This window comes from Terriglobus albidus, from assembly GCF_025685425.1.
GTDB classification, from domain to species: Bacteria; Acidobacteriota; Terriglobia; order Terriglobales; family Acidobacteriaceae; genus Terriglobus; species Terriglobus albidus.
The window spans coordinates 1-20,566 of record NZ_JAGTAS010000030.1; the positions used below are offsets into that span (position 1 = coordinate 1).

At 59.6% G+C, this 20,566-nt stretch carries 16 protein-coding genes; 9 read left to right on the top strand and 7 right to left on the bottom strand.

Annotated features, from left to right (window positions below):
• Window positions 1-214: 214 nt before the first annotated feature.
• Entirely contained in the window at window positions 215-1,123 is a 909-nt protein-coding gene (locus OHL21_RS05805; RefSeq protein ID WP_263416304.1) for a TIGR03435 family protein, read from the bottom strand.
• Between the two features lie 194 nt (window positions 1,124-1,317).
• Between OHL21_RS05805 and OHL21_RS05810 the strand changes: the two genes are divergently transcribed.
• Genes OHL21_RS05810 through OHL21_RS05830 form a run of 5 tightly spaced genes read left to right on the top strand, consistent with a single transcriptional unit; the run spans window position 1,318 to window position 8,621 of the window.
• Window positions 1,318-2,730: an SWIM zinc finger family protein gene (locus OHL21_RS05810; RefSeq protein WP_263416305.1), complete on the top strand. Its 1,413-nt coding sequence runs from the start codon at window positions 1,318-1,320 to the stop codon at window positions 2,728-2,730.
• The gene (locus tag OHL21_RS05815) at window positions 2,715-4,148 is read left to right on the top strand and encodes a DUF5691 domain-containing protein (protein WP_263416306.1); all 1,434 of its coding nucleotides are present in this window, start codon (window positions 2,715-2,717) and stop codon (window positions 4,146-4,148) included. Before OHL21_RS05810 ends, OHL21_RS05815 begins: the two co-directional genes overlap by 16 nt.
• Window positions 4,145-5,227 (top strand): ATP-binding protein, encoded by a 1,083-nt coding sequence (locus OHL21_RS05820; protein ID WP_263416307.1) that lies wholly within the window; start codon window positions 4,145-4,147, stop codon window positions 5,225-5,227. The genes OHL21_RS05815 and OHL21_RS05820 overlap by 4 nt, the downstream gene beginning before the upstream one ends.
• Before the next feature lie 5 nt (window positions 5,228-5,232).
• Window positions 5,233-7,467, top strand: coding sequence for a DUF5682 family protein (locus tag OHL21_RS05825; protein ID WP_263416308.1), 2,235 nt, complete (start codon window positions 5,233-5,235; stop codon window positions 7,465-7,467).
• On the top strand, window positions 7,464-8,621 hold the full coding sequence (locus OHL21_RS05830; protein WP_263416309.1) for a vWA domain-containing protein: 1,158 nt from the start codon (window positions 7,464-7,466) through the stop codon (window positions 8,619-8,621). Before OHL21_RS05825 ends, OHL21_RS05830 begins: the two co-directional genes overlap by 4 nt.
• Window positions 8,622-8,885: 264 nt before the next feature.
• Here OHL21_RS05830 and pdxR read toward each other — a convergent pair whose 3' ends face one another.
• Complete coding sequence (gene pdxR, locus OHL21_RS05835; protein WP_263416310.1) at window positions 8,886-10,325, bottom strand: MocR-like pyridoxine biosynthesis transcription factor PdxR; 1,440 nt, start codon at window positions 10,323-10,325, stop codon at window positions 8,886-8,888.
• 48 nt (window positions 10,326-10,373) lie between these two features.
• Here pdxR and OHL21_RS05840 point away from each other — a divergent pair, with 48 nt between their 5' ends.
• Both OHL21_RS05840 and OHL21_RS05845 read left to right on the top strand, forming a co-directional pair.
• On the top strand, window positions 10,374-11,036 hold the full coding sequence (locus tag OHL21_RS05840; RefSeq protein ID WP_263416311.1) for a pyridoxamine 5'-phosphate oxidase family protein: 663 nt from the start codon (window positions 10,374-10,376) through the stop codon (window positions 11,034-11,036).
• A gap of 183 nt (window positions 11,037-11,219) precedes the next feature.
• Window positions 11,220-11,750 (top strand): hypothetical protein, encoded by a 531-nt coding sequence (locus OHL21_RS05845; RefSeq protein WP_263416312.1) that lies wholly within the window; start codon window positions 11,220-11,222, stop codon window positions 11,748-11,750.
• A 208-nt stretch (window positions 11,751-11,958) separates the two neighbouring features.
• On the opposite strand, the gene OHL21_RS05850 is transcribed toward OHL21_RS05845, so the two are convergent.
• Window positions 11,959-12,411, bottom strand: a complete 453-nt coding sequence (locus tag OHL21_RS05850) for an REP-associated tyrosine transposase (RefSeq protein WP_263416313.1) — start codon at window positions 12,409-12,411, stop codon at window positions 11,959-11,961.
• A 451-nt stretch (window positions 12,412-12,862) separates the two neighbouring features.
• Between OHL21_RS05850 and OHL21_RS05855 the strand changes: the two genes are divergently transcribed.
• Window positions 12,863-13,516, top strand: coding sequence for a CatA-like O-acetyltransferase (locus tag OHL21_RS05855; protein ID WP_263416314.1), 654 nt, complete (start codon window positions 12,863-12,865; stop codon window positions 13,514-13,516).
• Window positions 13,517-13,577: 61 nt separating this feature from the next.
• Here OHL21_RS05855 and OHL21_RS05860 read toward each other — a convergent pair whose 3' ends face one another.
• Genes OHL21_RS05860 through OHL21_RS05870 form a run of 3 tightly spaced genes read right to left on the bottom strand, consistent with a single transcriptional unit; the run spans window position 13,578 to window position 16,154 of the window.
• Entirely contained in the window at window positions 13,578-14,171 is a 594-nt protein-coding gene (locus tag OHL21_RS05860; RefSeq protein WP_263416315.1) for a DNA-3-methyladenine glycosylase, read from the bottom strand.
• Between the two features lie 16 nt (window positions 14,172-14,187).
• On the bottom strand, window positions 14,188-14,685 hold the full coding sequence (locus tag OHL21_RS05865) for a methylated-DNA--[protein]-cysteine S-methyltransferase (protein WP_263416316.1): 498 nt from the start codon (window positions 14,683-14,685) through the stop codon (window positions 14,188-14,190).
• Window positions 14,682-16,154, bottom strand: coding sequence for an AlkA N-terminal domain-containing protein (locus OHL21_RS05870; protein ID WP_263416317.1), 1,473 nt, complete (start codon window positions 16,152-16,154; stop codon window positions 14,682-14,684). Before OHL21_RS05870 ends, OHL21_RS05865 begins: the two co-directional genes overlap by 4 nt.
• Window positions 16,155-16,827: 673 nt before the next feature.
• Between OHL21_RS05870 and OHL21_RS05875 the strand changes: the two genes are divergently transcribed.
• Window positions 16,828-18,621 carry an energy transducer TonB gene (locus tag OHL21_RS05875; protein ID WP_263416318.1) on the top strand — a complete coding sequence of 598 codons (1,794 nt, stop codon included), beginning with the start codon at window positions 16,828-16,830 and terminating at the stop codon, window positions 18,619-18,621.
• A 293-nt stretch (window positions 18,622-18,914) separates the two neighbouring features.
• Here the strand turns inward: OHL21_RS05875 and OHL21_RS05880 are convergent, their stop codons facing one another.
• Window positions 18,915-20,177 (bottom strand): MFS transporter, encoded by a 1,263-nt coding sequence (locus OHL21_RS05880; RefSeq protein ID WP_317889962.1) that lies wholly within the window; start codon window positions 20,175-20,177, stop codon window positions 18,915-18,917.
• Window positions 20,178-20,566: the final 389 nt, after the last annotated feature.

The following is a 20,566-nucleotide window of genomic DNA, read 5'->3' on the forward strand; positions in this document are numbered from 1 at the left end:
GTACGCTCTTCCAACACTCCGCTCGCTCTCCAAGGCATGCCTGACTTCTACACGCCTCCGCTCGACCTCGCGAAAGTGTTACCTATCTCCCCGGTCTAATCTGTTACCCATCTGCCCGGTCTGTACCGCTGTACCGGCACGGCTGAAGCCGTGCCCTTAAGCAAGACGGAGCGCCACAGGCGCTTTGAGCCAGCTTTGCTGGCTGGGCAAGAGCCTAATTCTCCGTGGGCCGCGTCAACGTATCGATCACCGGCAATGAAACAACTGCCCGTGTCGGCTTTAACTTAATACCGAGTTGGTCCCGTACGGCCTCCAGCATGGTCGGGCCATTCGCTGCCGGATCCTGGGCCTTCACCTTCGCCGGGTTCAACGCCTCCAGCGTGTAGTCCCACAGGCCTGTCAGCCCGGTCTGATCCACAACCGGCCGTCCAATCTCGCCAGCCCCTTCCGCCAGGCTGCCTATGAAGTTCGCCAGCAGATTCATCGAGGTCGCCGGCGAGCCTGCCAGCCACATCCCATCCTTACTTGGCCTTGCCATGTAGCCGTAACACTGCTGCGGAAAGGTCTCGGGCTTCGGCGTCTCATCACATGCCTGCCCCTGCTCGTGCGGAGTAAGTCGCGGTCCCGGCGTCCCCGGCTTGACCAATACCATGGCGAGCACGGGCATCTCCTTCTGCTCGAAGTGCAGCTTCAGCCCAAACCGCTCGGCCAGCAGCGACTGCATCATCAGCCGATATTGGTCTTTGGTGGCATGCAGCGGAGCCGTCGCTTCGATCGAGAAGCGCGTCGATTGCACCCATTCAGGAAACTTTCCGAAGACCTCACGGCGTTCTTCCCCGGTCAGCCAGATCTTGTATGCGAACTGGATATAGGTCGGCAGCGCGAAGTCTGCGTGGAACCGGCCATTCGGATCGTTGAACCACTCATCCGTGCTCAGTGCGAAGGAAGGCGGCTTGAACGCCTCCTTGTCCTCATGGATCGAGGCGACCTCAAAGCTCATCGCTCCACCCGCCGCCTTCTGCCAATCGGGAACGTTCGCCACGCTGTTCTGGACACTGTTTTGGGCATGAAGAACACCACGACACGCGAGGAGGCACAGCAGCAGGCAAGAAAGAGTTTTCATGGGGCTCCGGTCGACTCTTCCGCATTGGACGACTCAATACGTGAATCGTCACTCATGATGGCCAGAGCATTTTCCCTGTTACCGGGTATCCCGGAAGAGCAGTGAAGCGGCATTTTCTTTGCGGAAAACGCCCATAGATGCGGAAGCCCGACGCTACACCTACAGGGAAAATGCTCTAGCAGTATGCTTTCACTATGGCGTTGAGCCTCGAGAAGTTAGAAGCACTGGCGCCGGACCAGGCTTCACTGAATGCGGCACGCAAGCTGCTGAATCCGGTGCAGTGGCCGCTGCTGGCTACCGATGCACAAGGTCTCCTTTGGGGAGAGTGCCGGGGCTCCGGGGCGACTCCGTATCGAGTTGTCCTCTCCGAGTCGGACGCCGGATACAAGTGCAGTTGCCCAAGCCGTAAGTTTCCCTGCAAGCATGCGCTTGCCCTGATCTGGATCCGCGCCGAAGGCAAGCTCACCTTCGCTCCGGCGGATGCACCGGATTGGGTCAAGGACTGGGTCTCGCGAAGGCGAGGCGGCGGCGCAAAGACATCGGCAGACGAGAACAAACCCAAGGCCTCCATCGCAGCCTCATCCGAGACAGCCGTAGCAGAGGTCGATCCCTTTGCTGAGGCGCGTGCCGCCGCGATCCGCGAGAAGAACCGCAGAGCACGCGAAGCCAGTATTCTCGCAGGCCTGGGCGAGCTCGACACCTGGCTCCTTGATCAGGTCGACCGTGGGATGGCCGCGTTCACAGGTCAATGCACCCAGGCCTGCAAGTTGATCGCGCAGCGCCTGGTTGACGCCAAGGCCCCCGCACTCGCAACCCGCATCGAAAACCTTCCCGCAACCCTGTTCGCTCTGCCTGAGACCATGCGTGAACTTGCCGCCGTGGAAGAGCTTGGCCAGCTTTACCTGATCGCCGAAGCGTACCGCCGTCAGAAGGCCCTGCCGCCGGAGTTGCGGATGGATATACGCCGTGCCGTCGGCTGGACAACCACACGCGAGGAGCTCCTCGCCGATACCACAGCCCCGCGTCTGCGTGCGCCGTGCCGCGTAATCGCGGTGATCACGGAAGTACAGCCCGATCGCCTGCGGAGGATCGAGACCTGGCTACGGTGCGAAGACAAAGACGCAGCTCCGAGCTTCGCCCTGTTGCTCGACTTTGTTCCTGTCGCCACAGGAGCCGCCGTCGGAGGCTTCAGCGTTGGCGACCGGTTCGAGGCTGAGCTTGTCTTCTATCCTTCAGCAACTCCGTTGCGGGCACTGATTGCAAACACATCGGGCGGGACACAGATGAGCTCCAGCAAGCTCGACATCCCGGACACATCCATCGAAGCGGCCCTCGATGCCTACGAGATCATCCTTGGCGCACAGCCGTGGATCGGATCGTGGCCAATCGCCTTTCGCAACGGCCGCGTCCGCCGTTCCGGCCATGCGTTATTCGTGACGCACCCGGATGGAGCTACGGCAACAGCGCTTCCACTGCGTTCCTCGCAGTGGGATGCGGCCACGCCTTTGACCGGGATTGAACAACTGGACGGCATTGGTCTGTGGGATGGACGCCGCTTCACCTTGTGTTGGGCGGAAACGGAGCTGGGACGATGGATAAACGCCTGACATCGGCTCTCTTGAAGTCCCGTGTTCTTCCGGCATTGCTCGCCGGTGCGAATCGGCGTTCCATGGAGCTCGATACGCTCTTCGGCGCTGATGCCGATCAGCCACACCTGCGGGCGCTGAGCCTTACCGGCCAGGCACTGCGATTCGAACGTCCCTCAGGACCGGAACATTATCTTGTCGAGCCTGAGATCCGCGATGATCGCCGCATGATCCCTGACGAGATGCGCCGGCCTCTGATCCGCTTGCTGACATTCGCAAAGGCGACACCACCGATCGCTGCAGCCATCGCCTGGGCCATGGACAAAGCTCAGCTCCGTCTGCACCCGTTCGACCAGCCGAAGCTCGATGCCTTTATCCGTGCAAACTCCGAGTATCTGGGACCGGCCGCGGAGCAGTGGGCGACACGACAGGCAGATACCTCAACCGCGCCCGCTTATTTCTTTGCAGAAGACGAGTTGGATGAGACTAATTGGAGCACGGCACAGCTCCGTCGCAGAGTGCGTTTTGTCGAAGAGCGCCGAAGGCTCGATCCCGACGCGGCACGTGCTCTGCTGGAAGCAGCATGGCCACAGCAGGATGCGGAAGCCCGCGTAAGACTGCTGATTGCGCTTCAGATCGGCCTCGGTCCTGCGGACGAAGCGTTTCTCGCATCGCTGACAAAGGACCGCTCACCTCGCGTGCGCTCCATGGCGGCACAGCTTCTCGGCCGGTTGCCGAACTCCACCTATGAGAATCCGGCACTACGGCAGCTCATGGAGAGAATTCAACGTAGCGAGAGCGGCATCTTTCGCAAGAAGACCGTGCTCGCGCTGGAGCTTCCTGCAACCGTCAAGGAGCACATGGCTCCCGCGTGGATTCGAGAGGCCGTTGTATCCGTCAGCCTGCAGGAGTTTTCGCGCGCACTCAGCCTGACGAATGAAGAGCTGATTGCAGCAAGCGCCAAAGATCGCAACCTGCTGCTCGGCCTTGCCTGGATGGCAACACAGAGCCACCGTCTCGACCGATTGCCTGCCATCGCCGCCGAGCATCCAGAGTTATGGGAGCAGATGAGCTTGAGCGGCGCAGCTGATCTTGAACATCTTTCGCCGGACGAACGCGTCGACTGGGCGACTGCGATCACCAGCCCGCAGTCATCGAAGCCGCCGAAGGAGATCATGCTGTGGAACTGGCTGCACAATGCGGTGAAGGGCGCTGTCCCGACAAAGCTAATGGAGGGTATGCTGCGCTCTCGCTGGACCGAGGATCTGACTGAGGCTGCAAAGGCCAGACCCGACCTGCCGGAGATGCTTGCCGCCTGCTGCCCTGCACCCTTGCGAACGAAACTACGCGAACAACTGGGAATGCTTGACCTGTCACTGACCGTCAATGCGTTCTCTTTGCTGGATATTCTGGACATGATGGAGAGGTTGGAACAATGACTGACGAGAGACTGCGGCGCGGCGCCGAAGAGATCTATGCGGACGAACTCGAAGCATTGGCAGAAGCCGACACCCGCTCACGCCCGGAGAACTGGCGGCTCTCACCGCAGGCCGTGGTGACGTACCTGCTCGGTGGCAAGGCTGCTGACGGTACCCCGATCTCTGCCAAGTATGTCGGCAACCGCCGTCTTATCGAAACAGCGGTGGCGACTCTGGCGACCGATCGGGCGCTGCTGTTGCTCGGACTTCCGGGAACGGCAAAGTCCTGGGTTTCGGAACATCTCGCCGCCGCCATCTCCGGCTCGTCGCAACGATTGATTCAATGCACTGCCGGCACCGATGAAAACCAGATCCGCTATGGCTGGAATTACGCTCTCCTGCTTGCCAAGGGACCATCCATCGACGCTCTGGTCAAAACGCCGCTGACCCGTGCCATGGAAGAAGGCACCATCGTCCGCCTGGAAGAGCTGACGCGTATGGGCTCGGACGTGCAGGACACCCTCATCACCGTACTCTCCGAAAAGACACTGCCTATCCCCGAGTTGGATACAGCCATCGACGCACGTCGCGGCTTCAACGTCATTGCAACCGCCAACAACCGCGACAAGGGCGTCAACGATCTCTCCTCCGCGCTGAAGCGCCGCTTCAATGTTGTTGTGCTTCCCTCACCCGCAACGCTGGAAGAGGAGACCGGTATCGTGCTGAAGCGCGTGCAGGAGATCGGAACCTCCCTGAGCCTTCCGCCCATTAAACCCGCGGATGAGGAGATCGTCCGCATCGTCACGCTCTTCCGCGAACTGCGTGAGGGCAAGACGTTGAATGGTAAGACCAAGCTGAAGACCTCCAGCGGATCGCTCTCCACTGCTGAGGCCATCTCGGTTGGCGTGAGCGCCTGGGCATCAGCGGCACACTTCGGTGACGGTTCCATGGATGCGCAGAGCCTGGCGCCGAACCTTGTCGGCGCCGTCATCAAAGATCCGGTACAGGACACCGTCGCGCTCGAGGAGTATCTCGAAAGCGTGGTGCGTACGCGTGACGGATGGAGCGACCTGTACAGCGCAATGCGGGAAGTGCTGTAGCAGCTATGGAAGATCGCGTTCATCTGCTGGGTATCCGGCATCACGGCCCTGGTTCCGCGGTTTTGCTGCGGCGGGCGCTCAATGCGATTGACCCGGCGTGTGTCCTGATCGAAGGCCCTCCCGAAGCAGACGACCTTGTCCGGTACGCCGCCGGTTCCGCAATGAAGCCTCCGGTCGCGTTGCTGCTGCATGCCAAGGATGATCCCAACCGCGCCATATTCATTCCGTTCGCGGAGTTCTCTCCCGAGTGGCAGGCCATGCGCTGGGCGCTCGATCGCGAACGCCCGGTCCGCTTCATCGATTGGCCCGCGGGGGTGTCGCTGGCAGAGCCAAGGGAAGACGCCCGCAAAATCGAATACCGCGCCGATCCTCTCGATCAGCTCGCCGAGGCTGCCGGATACGACGATGGCGAAGCCTTCTGGGACTCGTTGATTGAACAAGCGGGCGGCTTGCAGGAGGCAGCCATCTCCACCTTCGCCGCCATTGCCAACGCGATGGCGATGATGCGTGAAGGGCAAGAGGGAGTACCGGAAGAAGAACGGCTGCGCGAAGTTCGGCGTGAAGCCTTCATGCGCCTGAACATTCGTGACGCGCTGAAGACCTGCGAAGGAAACATTGCGGTCGTATGCGGCGCCTGGCACGTAAGCGCCCTGCGCACTCCGGTCAAGCTCGCGGACGACAAGGCCGCCGTCAAGGACCTTCCCCGCGTCAAGGTGCAGGCCACGTGGGTTCCATGGACCGACAGCCGCTTGAGCACACGCTCGGGATACGGCGCAGGTGTCCTCTCTCCCGGCTGGTACCGGCATCTGTGGTCGCTGTATGCCGCGCCCCAACTCCCTCAGGTCGCGGAATTCGCCGCATCGTGGCAGGCAAAGACCGCGCTTGCTCTGCGCCAGGAGGGTTATCCCGCGCCCACGGCATCCGCCATCGAAGCTGCCCGGCTTGCCCTGAGCCTTGCCGCACTGCGTGGCCTTAGCCTGCCTGCCCTTGCTGAGATGCGCGATGCGTCTATCGCGACACTCTGCCACGGCGATACAACCGCCATGGCCTTGATCCATCAGAAGGTCTACGTCGGCGAACATGTCGGAGAGATTGGAGACGACGTTCCGCAGATGCCGCTGGCGCGCGATCTCGCACTCTGGCAAAAGCGGACCCGACTAAAACCGGAGGATACCGAAACCGAAGCCCGGCTTGATCTTCGTTCCGAGGCAGGTCTGCTGAAGTCAACACTGTTACACCGGCTGGCGCTGATCAACGTACCCTGGGGCAAGTTGATTGAAGCAGGCGAGGGCCGCGGCACCTTTCGCGAGGTGTGGATGCTGCGCTGGGTGCCGGAGCTCTCCGTTGCGTTGGCGGAAGCACTGATCTATGGCGTCACCATTGAACAGGCAGCCGCTGCCTCCACGGTTGCCCGTGCGAAAGAGACAACCTCGGTAGCAGCCCTGACGGAACTGATTCGCGCAGCCCTGGTTGCCGATCTCTCCGATGCGGCCACCGAATGCATTGGCCTGCTGCAGGCAGCCGCGATTCAGACCAGCGACATCACCGATCTGTTGCGTGCGGTCGTGCCTCTGGTGCAGGTACTGCGATACGGTAGCGCCCGCAAGCTTCCCGAAGAGGCACTACGTTCCCTGATTCACTCCCTCTGCGTCGAGGTGAATGCAGGTTCGCGTACCGGTTCACAAGCGCTGGATGAAGAGACCTCCAGGGCCCGCGTCCAGGCGATGCTTGCCTATGATCATGCGCTCACGCTCTTTGGCGACCGCAGCCTGATCGACGCGTGGAGAATCGAACTGGGCCGCATGGTGAAGGACGAACAGGTCGCACCCGCGGTTGCGGGCGTGAGCCTGCGGCTGCTTCACGACACGCGGTCGTGGGATCTCGCTCCAGTCTCCGATGCCTTCTCGCAACAGATGAGCGGTGGCGATCCGAAACGCTCCGGCAACTTCCTCGAAGGCTTTCTCAGCAGCGGCCCCGAGGTGATGTTGCAGGATCAGCCGCTGCTGCACCTCATCGACGACTGGCTGTGTGCGCTGCACGAAGAGGACTTCGTTGAATCGCTTCCTTTGCTTCGCCGAAGCCTGTCTGCCTTTGACTCCGTGTCACGCCGTCGCCTGCTGGAGAAGGTCAAGGAAGGTAAGCGCGAGACCGTCGAAACCGAACAGCTTCCGGACAATGACAATCCTGCCTTTCAGCAGGCACTGCCCTTGCTGCTGCAGATATTGGGGATGGAGTCATGAACGAGCAACAGCGACTACGCCGCTGGCATCTTGCACTCGGAGACGATGAGAGCGATCTCGACGAACGCGATCGCCGGCTTAGTGCCGCCCTGTCGGCGTTGTACAACCCGACTCAATCAGGAAAACGAGCCGGCAGCCTGAGCGCATCATCGCCCCGCGTAGCGCGTTGGCTCGGAGACATCCGCGAGTTCTTCCCCACCAGCCTGGTACAGATCATCCAGAAAGACGCCTTTGAGCGGCTCAACCTTAAGGCATTGATGTTGGAGCCGGAGTTCCTTGCAACTCTCGAAGCCGACGTTCACCTGGTCGCCGATCTTATCTCACTCCGCTCCGCCATTCCGGAGAAGACACGTGAGACCGCACGCATGGTTGTGCAGAAGGTCGTCGACGATCTGCTACGCCGGCTGCAACATCGCACGCAGGAGACCTTACGCGGTGCGTTGAATCGTGCCCGGCGGACACGGCGGCCTCGCCATCGCGATATCGACTGGGGGAAGACCATCGGCGCCAATCTGCGTCACTATCAGCAGGAACAACAGACGGTTGTTCCTGAGACGCTCATCGGCTACTCCCGCAGCACCAGGACGCAGGCCATGCTGGAGCATGTCGTCCTGTGTGTCGACCAGTCCGGATCGATGGCCTCATCCGTGGTCTACTCATCGATCTTCGCCGCCGTCATGGCTTCGGTTCCCGGCATGTCGACAAAGCTCATCTGCTTTGACACTTCGGTGGTCGATTTGACGGAAGAGCTGCGCGACCCCGTGGAAGTTCTCTTCGGCGTGCAACTGGGGGGCGGCACTGACATCAATGCCGCGCTCGCATACTGCGAACAAAAGATCGAGCATCCCGCCAAAACCCATCTCGTGCTGATCACCGATCTCTTCGAAGGCGGGAACGCCAAGGCCATGATTGCTCGCGTCGCCGCACTGAAACAAAGCGGCGTCAACGTCATCGTGCTGCTTGCACTCTCTGACGAAGGTCATCCTGGTTACGATGCCCGGCACGCGGAACAGATCGCTGCTATGGGCTGCCCCGTCTTTGCCTGTACTCCGGACAAGTTTCCCGACCTGATGGCGGCAGCACTGATGCGCCACGATATTCACCAATGGGCTGCAAGCCAGGAGATCGCCGTCGTGCGTGGGCAGGCCCAATAAAACCCGGCGGAAGCGAGGCTCGCCCACCGCCGGGACCCTGGAGGCTAACCAAGGAACTTGTCTCTTCGCGGAGAAATTCTTCTGATCTCCACAATGAGACGAGGCCAGGAAAGAGAAAGACGCATTTTTTTGAGCTGCATCCTCCACTAATGGAGCAACCTGCATTGTTGCTCCATGCTTCGCGGTTTTATCGCGAAGAAAGACACCGGTTGTCGGGTTCTATCTCCCCCGGGTGCCCACACAGCTAGGGATAACTGTGCTGCATTAGACCTCCAGCACTCCCTTTAACCGCCGCACACCTTCCCGAATCTCTGCCTCGCGCAGCCGGGAGAATCCTAAGATCAGACCCGGTCTCAATGGCTTGCTGACATAATGCCCGGAGACTCCATAGATCCCAACACCTCGCGCGGCAGCTCGCGCAATTACCGCTGCTTCGTCAATACGGCGCATCGGCCAGAGGACGATATGAGCCCCCGCGCCCTGTCCTGTTACCGTGACCTCATCGCCGAAGATATCCTCCACTGAATCCAGCAAAGCATCACGGCGTGCCACATTGCTTCGCCGTAGACGCCGCAGATGGCGTTCATACATCCCGCTGGTGAGGAACTCGGCCAGTGTCTGCTGTTCCAGGGTTGAGGTGTGACGGTCACACAGCCATTTCGCCGCCATCAGCGCCGGCATCAATGAACGCGGAGCGATCAGATAGCCGATACGCAGCGCCGGAAAGACAGTCCGCGAGAACGTCCCCAGGTAGAGCACACGCCCCTCGCGATCCAATCCCTGCAGCGACTCCAGCGCCTGGCCTCCATAGCGAAACTCGCCATCGTAATCGTCTTCCACAATTACAGCGCGGTTGCGCTTGGCCCAATCCAGAAGCTCCAATCGGCGCGAGAGCGGTAACACTGCTCCCGTAGGAAACTGGTGCGACGGTGTTACGAAGACCATCCGCGCCTCTGCCGGAATCTTCGAGGGCACAATGCCTTCGTGATCCACTGGAACCGACCGCACGCGCGCTCGTGCGGCGCGCAGCCCCTCGCGGATACCGCGATATCCGGGATCCTCGATCGCGACCGAATCCTCAGCTTCTACCAGCACACGGATGATCAGGTCCAGCGCCTGTGCCGATCCGTTCACGATCAGCACCTGCGAGGCATCGCACACCACACCACGCGAGCGTTTCAGATGTGCCGCGATCGCCTCCTGCAGCTCCGGCGATCCGGCCGCGGCGCCGTAGTCCAGTTCATGTACCGGAGCCTTGCGGGCACTGCGCAACAACATGCGCCTCCATGCTTCAAAGGGAAACAGGTCGATATTGCTGCGACCATAGATAAAGTCATACCGCAGAGGCCGCGGCCGACGATCGGTCGCACCCAGTTCCGCGGCTGTCTGCTCTACAAGCTTCCCGTACCGCGACATGCGGAACCTTGTGCTGTGTGTCCGTTCCTGCACGGCGCGCAGATTCAGCGCATCGGTCACGTAGGTTCCGGCGCCGCGGCGGCCAGCGATGTATCCCTCCGCCAGCAACTGGTCGTAGGCAAGCAGCACGACCGTGCGCGAGACTTGCAGCTGCTCCGCCAGCTCACGCGTTGACGGCAGCCGTTCGCCGGAACGCAGCTTGCCCGCCAGCACCGCATCGCGCAGGCCATGGTAGATCTGCCGGAAGAGCGGTTCGCCAGGCGGAGAAATTGGTATCACCAGATTCATAGAAAGTGGACCTTTGACATTACCACACTCTCTGGCACGATGAGATTCATGACAGATCAGCTACAAAGGCCCACGACCGAGCGTTCGCAGGTAAGACGTGTTCCGAAGCGCGCCGCCTACGATGCCGCCACCATTCACGCCATCCTGGATGCCGCATTCCTGGCGCACGTCGGCTTCGTCGTCGAGGGCCAGCCGTTTGTCATCCCTACGCTCTTCGGCCGCAAGGGCGACAAGCTATATCTCCACGGCTCCTCCGTCAGCCGCATGGTCCGCGAGTCAGGCAAAGGTATTCCGCTCTGTATCACGGTCACGCTCGTCGATGCCCTGGTGCTGGCGCGCTCTGCCTTTCATCACTCGATGAACTACCGCTCGGTGGTAGCCTTCGGTAACGCGCGCCTGATCGATGATGTGGAGGAGAAGAACGAAGCTCTCCGCCTGATCTCTGACCATCTGCTTGCCGGACGCTGGGATGAGGTGCGGCCGCCTACCGCGCAGGAGCTGAAAGCGACGGCGGTGCTGGAGTTCACCATCGAAGAGGCCTCCGCCAAGACGAGGAGCGGCTTTCCCGTGGATGACGAAGAAGACTATGCACTGCCGGTATGGGCAGGCATTCTGCCTCTTCCGGTCATACCGCAGGCGCCCATCGCCGATCCGCAACTGCCTGCGGATATTGCTGTATCTGCAAGTATTACCAACCGATCTGGCCGCTGACCGGGATACTAGAGCATTTTCACTGTTGCTGGTATCCCGGAAAGGCGTGCAGCGGCGTTTTCATTGGGGAAAACGCCCATAGATATGGAAGGCCTACTCTACACCTACAGTGAAATGCTCTAACCTGGTCACCGGCCAGCCGGTCTAATATGGAGACGACATTTCTGGTCTGGGAGGAGTTCCATGCGCCGCGATTACCTTCTCACATTTGCCGCACTGCTGCTGTCGACTACAGCCTACCCGCAACAGCCGTCACCGGTCGTCCAGTATCGGCTTCCCGAGCTCCAGGCTTCTCCTGCGGCCTGCCCCATTGGCTTTACCGCACGCGCCAGCGGAACACCGGTGATGGTGCAGACAAAGGATGGACGAGGCAAAGAGCCCGCCCACTCCGTTGCACTGCAATTCAAGAGCAGCGATACCCGCCGTGTTGAAAGTGCAACGGTGACGATCCACGGCATCCGCCAGACAAACCTCTATCTCAAGACCCGTGGTGCAACCGTAGCGAATACCTCCCGCACCTTCTATCTGCATCCCAGCGCGGGATCCGATGGACTAGCACAGGATCAGGTCTCGGTCGCGGGGATCACCACACTGCGATCTGCCGAGATAACCGAGATGCGCTATAACGACGGAACCGTCTGGCATCCCTCCAAACTCTCAGCCTGCCAGGCAGCGATCAGTGGTTTTCGGCTTGTGGATACGCCGGTTAAGTAAGGAGCCCATCCTTGGATGGGAGCCGTGGACTGAAGCCCACGGATTACCAGCTCTAAAAGGAACGGGCTTTTAGCCTTGGCTTTCTTTATGAGAAGCGAGGGCCCAGGGCTAAAGCCCGACATTTAAAGGGCCGCAAGTCAGCGGGCTGAAGCCCGCTGCTCCCACCCAACACTTCTCCCGATTTGTGCCGCCCAGAAGATGGCAATTCCTAGTTCATGAAATGAGTCGGCATAGGATCGATTGGATAACTGCTATTTGCTGAAGACCAAAGAAAGCCAGCTGCATCCTCTACGAAACGGGCACGGACAGGATTGAGCTCAATGTAACGTTTCACCATTGCGAATTGCTCTGCATCGCGAATACGTGTTTCGTTATAACCCCGTTGCCATACCGCACCGCGATCTGGCAAGCGATGAGAAACGTTTCCTTTGATGTACTGAATGGCTTTCTCAAGTGCGATGTCTTTCGCGGGAGTGATGAGCAGATGAACATGGTTCGGCATGATGACAAACGCATGTAGGTTCAACCGACGAAGATCCCGTTGCTCCTGAAGCACGTCCAGGAAGAGATGGATATTCGATTCAGCCTGGAAGATGCGACGACGCTCTGCAGTTACAAATGTGACATGGAAAGTACGGACCTCTTGAGGCGCCACATGCATGGAGTGATTCTAGCGAAGAGAAAGCCAAGGTTTACTCGCAAAATATGGCCCCAGTCCTCCGGCAACGCGCATCCTCCCCTGCCTGCTCTCAAAAGTAAGGCGCGGTCTTTGCCATGGCAACAATGGGTGGGAGCAGCGGGCTTCAGCCCGCTGATTTGTGTCACAAAAACGTCGGGCTTTAGCCCTGGGCCTTCTCTACGGGTAACGCGAAGGCCCAGGGCTAAAGCCCGACATTTAAAGGGCCAGTAAACCGTGGGCTGAAGCCCACGGCTCCCACCCAATTCGAGCTGCGCTCGAATATTCCAGACCACCTGATTTTCGTGAGAGGCCCAACATGAAACGTCATTATTAATTCAGGCACATCCCGATACCACCTGATCAGGCACATCCTGATACCACCTGATGGATTCACCAATGCCGACCCATTAACATAAAAACCATGCAGGAGTTCGTGATTGGCAACAAGCAGAAGGTAGACCTCGAAACCTGGGAGCGCCGCTCCATCTTCAACTTCTTCAAAAACTTCAGCGAGCCATATCACGGTGTATGCCTGCGCCTCGACTGCACCGAGACCTTCCGCTACGCCAAAGAACATCGCCTCTCGGTCTTCCTCTCCCTGGTGCATCGCTCACTCGTCGCCTCTCACCTGGTGGAGAACTTCAAGACCCGCATCGTTGACGGAGAGGTGTGGCGCTACGACCAGATCCATGGCGGCAGCGCGATCGGGAGACTGAACGGCACCATTGGCTTCGGTCACTATCAGTTCCACGAAGGTATCCAGCAGTTCGTACGCGAGGCCTCTCTTAAGGTCGATGAAGTAAAACAGCGCGATGACATTGAGCGCTTCCCGGAAGACAACCTGATCCGTTTCTCGGTGCTTCCCTGGTTCGACTTCACCTCCATCTCCCATGCACGTGAGTTCGCACGGGTCGACTCTGCCCCCAGAATTACCTTCGGCAAGATCACCGACGCGGACGGCCGCTGCACCATGCCCGTCTCCATCCACGCACATCACGCTCTCGCCGATGGGCTGCACGTTGCGCAGTTTGTTGAACAGTTTCAGGAGTTGCTGCACGCGCCCGAGGCACAGCCGGTGCTGGGGTGAACAGAAGGGAGCTCCCGTTCCCTTCATCATGAACCCCAAACAAAAGGATCAGGGTTGTGGTTCAATCCGGATCGGCGATGAGATAACGTGCCATACGATCCGCGGCTTTGGTAAGACCGATGCGGCGCGTTGTGATGATCTCGCCAGCCTTGTAACCATCATCAAAGATGCGGAGCGCGGCATCGGGCTCTGTCATATCAATGCCGTCTTCCGTCTTTCGCGCGATGCCGAGGGCCTGGCACAGACGTCCAGGCCCTCCGGTGAGTTGCTTTGCAGATGCCTTCTGTGTCAGTTTGCGAAGCTTCGCCATCGTTTCCAAACCTTTCAACGGGTAGAGCGCGCGAAACAGTACGCCGCCTGCTTGTCCATCGGGCATACACGATACGTTCAGACAGTAGTACATGCCATAGATGAAGTACACATACGCCACTCCTGGCGGACCGAAGAGCACAGCATTGCGCGACGTGCGTCCGACATAAGCGTGCGATGCCGGATCCTCGAGGCCGAAGTAAGCTTCCACCTCCGTGATCCTGCCGCTTAGCTCTTCATCGCCAAGACGGCGAACCAGCACCTTGCCCAGCAGCGCCTTGGCTACGACATCGGGAGTACGCTCATAAAAACTGCTTCCAAGCTGTATCGGACGTTTCGCTCTCATCACTCTTGTTTTATTCTCAGCCCTGCTTCTCCATTTCGAGAAGCCGGGCCTTTACATCGAGGCCTCCGGCAAAACCTGTCAACTTGCCGGAGGAGCCGATCACACGATGGCAGGGCACAACGATGGAGATTGGATTACGCCCATTCGCTGCCCCAACGGCGCGGCTTGCGGAAGGCCGCCCGAGCTGCTTCGCCAGTTGTCCGTAGCTTCGTGTCTCTCCATAGGGGATCGCGAGCAACGCCTCCCACACATCTTTCTGAAATGTGGTTCCTCGCATATCCAACGGCAGATCGAAGGCGCGGCGTGAGCCGGCGAAGTACTCGTCAAGCTGGCGCTCGGCCTTCAACAGAACGGGATGGCTGTCGTTCTCAACTAGTCCTGAGAGAGGAACACGTCGCGGGCTATCGTTCTCCCACAGAATCGCTGCCAGTCCCTTATCACTCGCAACCAGCTTCAGCGCCCCGACGGGGCTCGTAACAAATTTATAAGCGAGGTTCATTACCGTTCCTTTCATTTCGAATCTCCATCCGCTGCCCAGAGATGTTGTGCGGCATAGGCCCTCCAGGGTCTCCACGTCTCGGCCCTGGTATGGAGTTGTTTCGCCGTCAGCACATCGCCCGTCACCTCTTCCGCTCCACGCAGCAGACCGACGTCCGACGATGGAAAAGCATCTACTTCCCGCAGAGCCCGGAGAGCGATGTACTGGGCCGTCCACTCACCAATTCCCGGAATAGTCTTCAGCGATGCGATGGCCTGGTCTATCGAACGTGCGGATTGAAAGATCTCAGGCGATTTCGCAGCAGCGCGCGTGACCGATCGCAATGTCTCAAGCCGGGCTGCCGGCATGCCGAGACCAAGCGATGGCGCCTTAGCGAGGTGCTTTGCGGAAGGAAAGGCATGGGTAAGCGCCGGATGCATACCGGCGCCGGATGGCAGAGCCCTGCCGTGCAGCTCGACCAGTTTCCCGGCGAGACGCCTTGCTGCGGCGACACTCACCTGCTGCCCAAGGACTGCCCTGATCGCAAGCTCAAATCCATCCCATCCTCCCGGCGCTCGAAGACCCGGCCGGCGGGCAACAAACGGCGCAAGCTGCACATCGCGAGAAAGATGCTCATTGATGGTGGCGATATCGACATTCAGATCGAACTGCCTGCGCACCCGATGCACAATCGCGGGCAGTGCTTTTACGTTGGGAAATTGAATCGTGACGCACAGGCTCTCGCGCTTCGGCAGATGCCTTACCGCAATCGCACCCAACTCACCATCAAGTTCGATAACACGGTGATAGACGCGATTGGCGACCACTTCTACACCAGCGATCGCGCGTGCTTCGAGAAAATGCAGCATCGCTTCCCAATCGTAAGGAGGCCGGTAGCGCAGCCGAAGCATCGTACCGGCGTCTGTTGCGATGACACTCGATCTGCGGCGCAGCGCGCTGGGGGGACGGTGAAAGAGATTCTGGAAGACCTCGTTGAACCGCCGCAGACTGTTGAAGCCGGAAGCCAATGCCACCTCCGTCATCGGTAGGTCCGTATCGTGAATCAGCTGCTTCGCAAACAACACACGGCGGGTCTGCGCGACGGCAATGGGCGACGCTCCGAGATGTTGCAGAAACAGCCGGCGCAACTGCCGCTCTCCTACACCAAGCCTCTCGGCCAGAGTGGCAACCGTCTGGGTTTCACCATCCAACGCCCCCTCTTCAATCAGGGCTAAGGCGCGCGAAACGGTGCTGCTGGTTCCTTTCCAGGATGCAAGCTGAGGCGCTGTCTCAGGACGGCAACGCAGACAGGGACGGTAGCCTGCCTCCTGCGCCGCCGCGGCTGAGCCATAGAACGTGCAGTTCTCGAATTTTGGAGTACGCGCCGGGCAGACGGGCCGGCAGTAAATTCCAGTGGATTTGACGCCCACAAAGATCTGACCGTCGAACCGCGCGTCATGACTCTGCAGTGCCCTGTAAGCGACCGCTTTATCGGGGACAATCATGCTTTGAGTGTCGCTTGTCGTTGGCCGAAATACTCGCGGAATTCGGACATCAATGGGAAAGAACCGGTGGGATCAGCGGGCTTCAGCCGGCTGCTTTCTAGAGCTAATAACGGTGGGCTGAACCACCGCGCCCGCCGGTTCGAGCTTCGCTCGAATAGTTCACTCCAGCGAACCAAGTTCCTCGGAGAATCTAGACATCCAATCCATTGCGACGCGAATATGGGCTCCCAAGTTTGCCGATACGGCCTCAGAACTACAGATTCACTGCTAGAGCATTTCATTGTTGCTGAGTATCCCGGAAAGGCGTTACAGACTGAAGACCATCGGCCAGGCCATGAATGGGTGATAGACCGTGAAAAACGCGGCGTTGCCGAGCACAGCCTTCCAGCCTCCCCTTCACAGTCCAGCGCCCGAAAACAGCAGGCGCCCGGTCTATTTGCGTAGGGGCATACGATACCGGGGCACGCTGTCATTCGTCTCATTGCGAACACAGTCACGTCTCCGAATCGACCGCATAGAAAGTGCCAACTTATTGATATGGAAGCACAAACGAATCTTCTCAAGTTTCACCAGCCACCAAACAACACGAGCGGGTTTTATGTGTCTCTAAACATGAATCGGTGCCAGATCTTCCCCAGGTCTATGCGCAGGTAGATGGGAGTGTGTTTTAAGCGTGTTGCAGCCGCTACAGCTCGAAGAGGTGAAGACTCGTTATGCGAATGAGATCGCCGAGTTGCAAGACTTCCTCCAGAAAGCTGGTTGTCTCCCCGGAGCGCCCGAATCTTTGCATGCCATCGTGAAACGGTTGCAGCGAGACCGTGCGTTTCATCGTGATCTGACCTCGTACATCTGGGTTGTCATTCGCAGCGGGAATCGAAACATCAGCTATGCTGACCTGCTTGGCGTACTGGCCGTTGCAGCCGCTGGAGGCCGGTATGCGGCCGAAGCAGAGGGAGACGATGCTCACGCTCTGCTTCGCTTCGTGATGGAAGCGCGCGAATCGCTCGATGGAACAGCCCGGCAAAAGAACCCACCCGCCAACCCTCCGGCTCCGCCCGTCGCCCCGCCACCTCAGGTTCAGACACAATCGGCCCATCCCCAACCTGCCGAGCCAGAACCGGCCCCGCAGCAGGCTGTCGAATCACGGCCGGTCAATGTACGACTGGTCCCAACGGAGGAACGACTCGTCCAGGAACGGTCAAGCCGGCAACGACCAAGCCGGCAACGACCGGTTCAGCCACAACCGGCACAGTCACAGCCGGCCGGGCCTCAGCCTCGCCCTGCCCGGTCACGGTCCGTACGATCGCAGCAGGTTGAGCCACGGCAGGTACAGTCACCGCCGGCCGAGCCGCAGGCTGTCGAGTCACAGACTGTCGAGCCGCAGGCTGTCGAGGAGTCGGGGCCCATTGAATCCCAGCCTGTTAAGCCACGGCCGGTCTACGACGATGATGGGCCGCATTATCCGCACGCACGTCTTTTTCATGAAGAGTTCTCTCCCCTGAAAGACGAAGAAGAGGAAGGTTCGGGCACGCGGAAACGCCTGATCTGGCTCACCGTATTTTTTCTGGCCGCAGCTTTGGCCGCGAGGATTGCGTTCCACAATCTCAACTTCAAAGCTCTGAATGATACCGCCTCGCCGGATACACCGGCGGTTACCGCTCCGGCAGAAAGCCCTACCCCGGTTACGAACCACGACACCCCGCCTCCGGCGCGCGTCGAACCAGCGCCCGAACCCGAGGTCACCACACCTGCTCCACCTGCAACGGCGGAACAAAACCCTCGCACTTCCCGCGGCACGTCCCAGATGCGAGGCGCCCGCAGGTCTCCGAGCTCCGGCAATCCTTCAGCGTCTCCGACGCCGGACCGTGTCACAGCACCTCCGTCAGGTCCGGCACCGAAAATTCCTCCTGCATCTGCCCCTCAGACCGCGCCAACTCCGGCTCCCGCGACGACCTCGGTTCCCAAGGCTCCCCCAACAGCGCGGGTTGCCTCACCTTCTGAGCCGGATCTCAGTAACACCGACCGAGGCCGGGCGGTTCCTCAGCTTTTGCGCCGCACACCGGAAGAGAAAGCAGAGCTGGCTGAAGCATCGCCTCCCGCAAACATGCCGGCGCCCAGCACGCCCACGACCACTGCGTCGAAGCCTGCTCCCGTCGCTGCTCCACCAGCACCTCACGGCAGCGTTCGGGCCATCTCGCTGGGGGTGAATGCGTCCAATGTTCTCTACAGCCCCACACCGGCTTACCCTCAGGCTGCTTCCGATGCGCATGTGCAGGGCGACGTGAAGGTAGAAACCAATGTCGACCGTAATGGCAATGTCGCTTCCGTACGTGTTGTCAGCGGACCACCGCTCCTGCGGGATGCTGCACTCGGTGCGGCGCAGCGCTGGCGTTACCGTCCTCACTTCACCGGAGGCGAGCAAGCCGGCATGAGCACCATTACAGTTTTCGAGTTTCAGTTGCAGTAGCCCATGCACCGGGGTGCACCATGTCCCCAAAGGGACATGGGAGGTTCGAGCAAAGCTCGAATCGCTTTTTTGTCATTTCGCAGCGACCGGGTCCCCGACCAGCTTGCTCGATGGGGTGGATCGACCGTAGGAAGCGGAGAAATCTGCTTCTCTCCCTATGACGTTCAGGGCAACAAACACTGAAGAATTATGGAGCGGGCCTTCAGCCCTTCCTCGTTCAATGGCCCGAAACCTGGGGCGTTGCCCCAGGCTGGTATAGAACGCGCCTTCAGCGCTCAGTCGCTCCCACCCAACTATTCCTCCGACCCCAGCGGCGCCAACACTTCCACTGTCGGCATCGTCTCTGCTTCCTCTCCCGCGTCCGGCTTATGGATATCCGGCAGAAATCCGGTAAGCAAGCCAAGGGCCGGCAACACTGAACAGACCTTGTACACGAACTCGATGCTGGTGTGGTCCGCAAGAGCTCCAAGAACAGCCGCCCCTAATCCACCCAGTCCGAACGCAAGCCCGAAGAACAAGCCCGACACCATCCCGACACGGCCGGGCAGAAGCTCCTGCGCATAGACAAGAATCGCTGAGAACGCTGAGGCGATCACCAGTCCAATCACGACACTCAGAGCAACCGTGATCGGTAGAGCGACATAGGGTAATAACAGCGTGAGCGGCAGCACTCCCAGGATCGAGATCCAGATCACCTTTTTACGCCCGATGCGGTCACCTACCGGACCGCCGATCACCGTGCCCGCCGCCACCGCAGCGAGAAACAGGAACAGGTAGAGCTGAGCATCGCGTTCGCCGGTGTGGAAGTGCTGCATCAGGTAGAAGACGTAGTAACTGGTGATGCTGGCAAGATAAAAGTATTTCGACAGCGTCAGCAGAATCAGCACCGCCAGCGCTCCGCCGATCCGCTTCCTGCTCAGATGCAACGTGTGTTTCACCGCCTGTTTCTTTTGAATCGCATGGCCATGCTGCTTGTACCAGTGTCCAAGCCCTGTCAGCAGCACAATGCCAAAGACGGCTGCCAGCGTAAACCACGCCAGGCTCTTCTGACCTCGAGGAAGGACGACGAAGGCAATCAGCAGCGGTCCAAGCGAGGAACCGAAGTTCCCTCCTACCTGAAAGACAGATTGCGCCATGCCATGCGCTCCGCCTGATGCAAGGCGCGCAAGACGAGACGACTCCGGATGAAAGATCGACGAGCCAACGCCCAGCAGCGCGCCGCCAACCAGCAGCATTCCATAGTTCTGTGCGAAGGCAAGAACCAGCAGACCGCTCATGGAGATGGTCATGCCAACGGGCAGCGAATATGGCTGCGGCCTGCGATCCGTGTAAAGTCCCACTAGCGGCTGCAACAGCGACGCCGTGATCTGGAAGACCAGTGTCAGCGCGCCGATCTGCCCGAACGACAGATGGAAGTTCCCCTTGAAGATCGGATACGCCGCGACAAAGAGTGACTGCAACATGTCGTTGAGCAGGTGGCAAAGACTCGCCCCTCCCAGCACGCGATAGGTCGCAGAGTTTTCCTTCGGATTTCGTATCGCTTCGCTCATCATCATTTCCCTTTTTCTCTTCACCTCGAACGATACAATCTCTTCAACGCGGCCCACCACCCCGTGTTGAAACAAATTGCTATGCGAATGGACCACCGGTTCGGCGCCGTAGTCACGGTTCAAGCGCTGAAGGCTGGGGTCTCCGGCGAACTTGTCGCTGGATTTGCCGCAGAGCGAGACCGTTTTTGCTTTTTGTGGCTTCCTTGCCCACCCTAGCGTTGCGAACGTTCACCCCAACGAAAGTTCGTTGGGGACCCCGAGGGTGGGGCACCCGGGTAAAGAAAATGATGAAGAAGCAAGGAAGATTTCTCCGCTACTCTTCACCCTAGCCAGCACGCTGGCCGGGGACGTAACGACTAAACGACAAAAGGGTGCCGTCTATAGGAAGCCAGGCA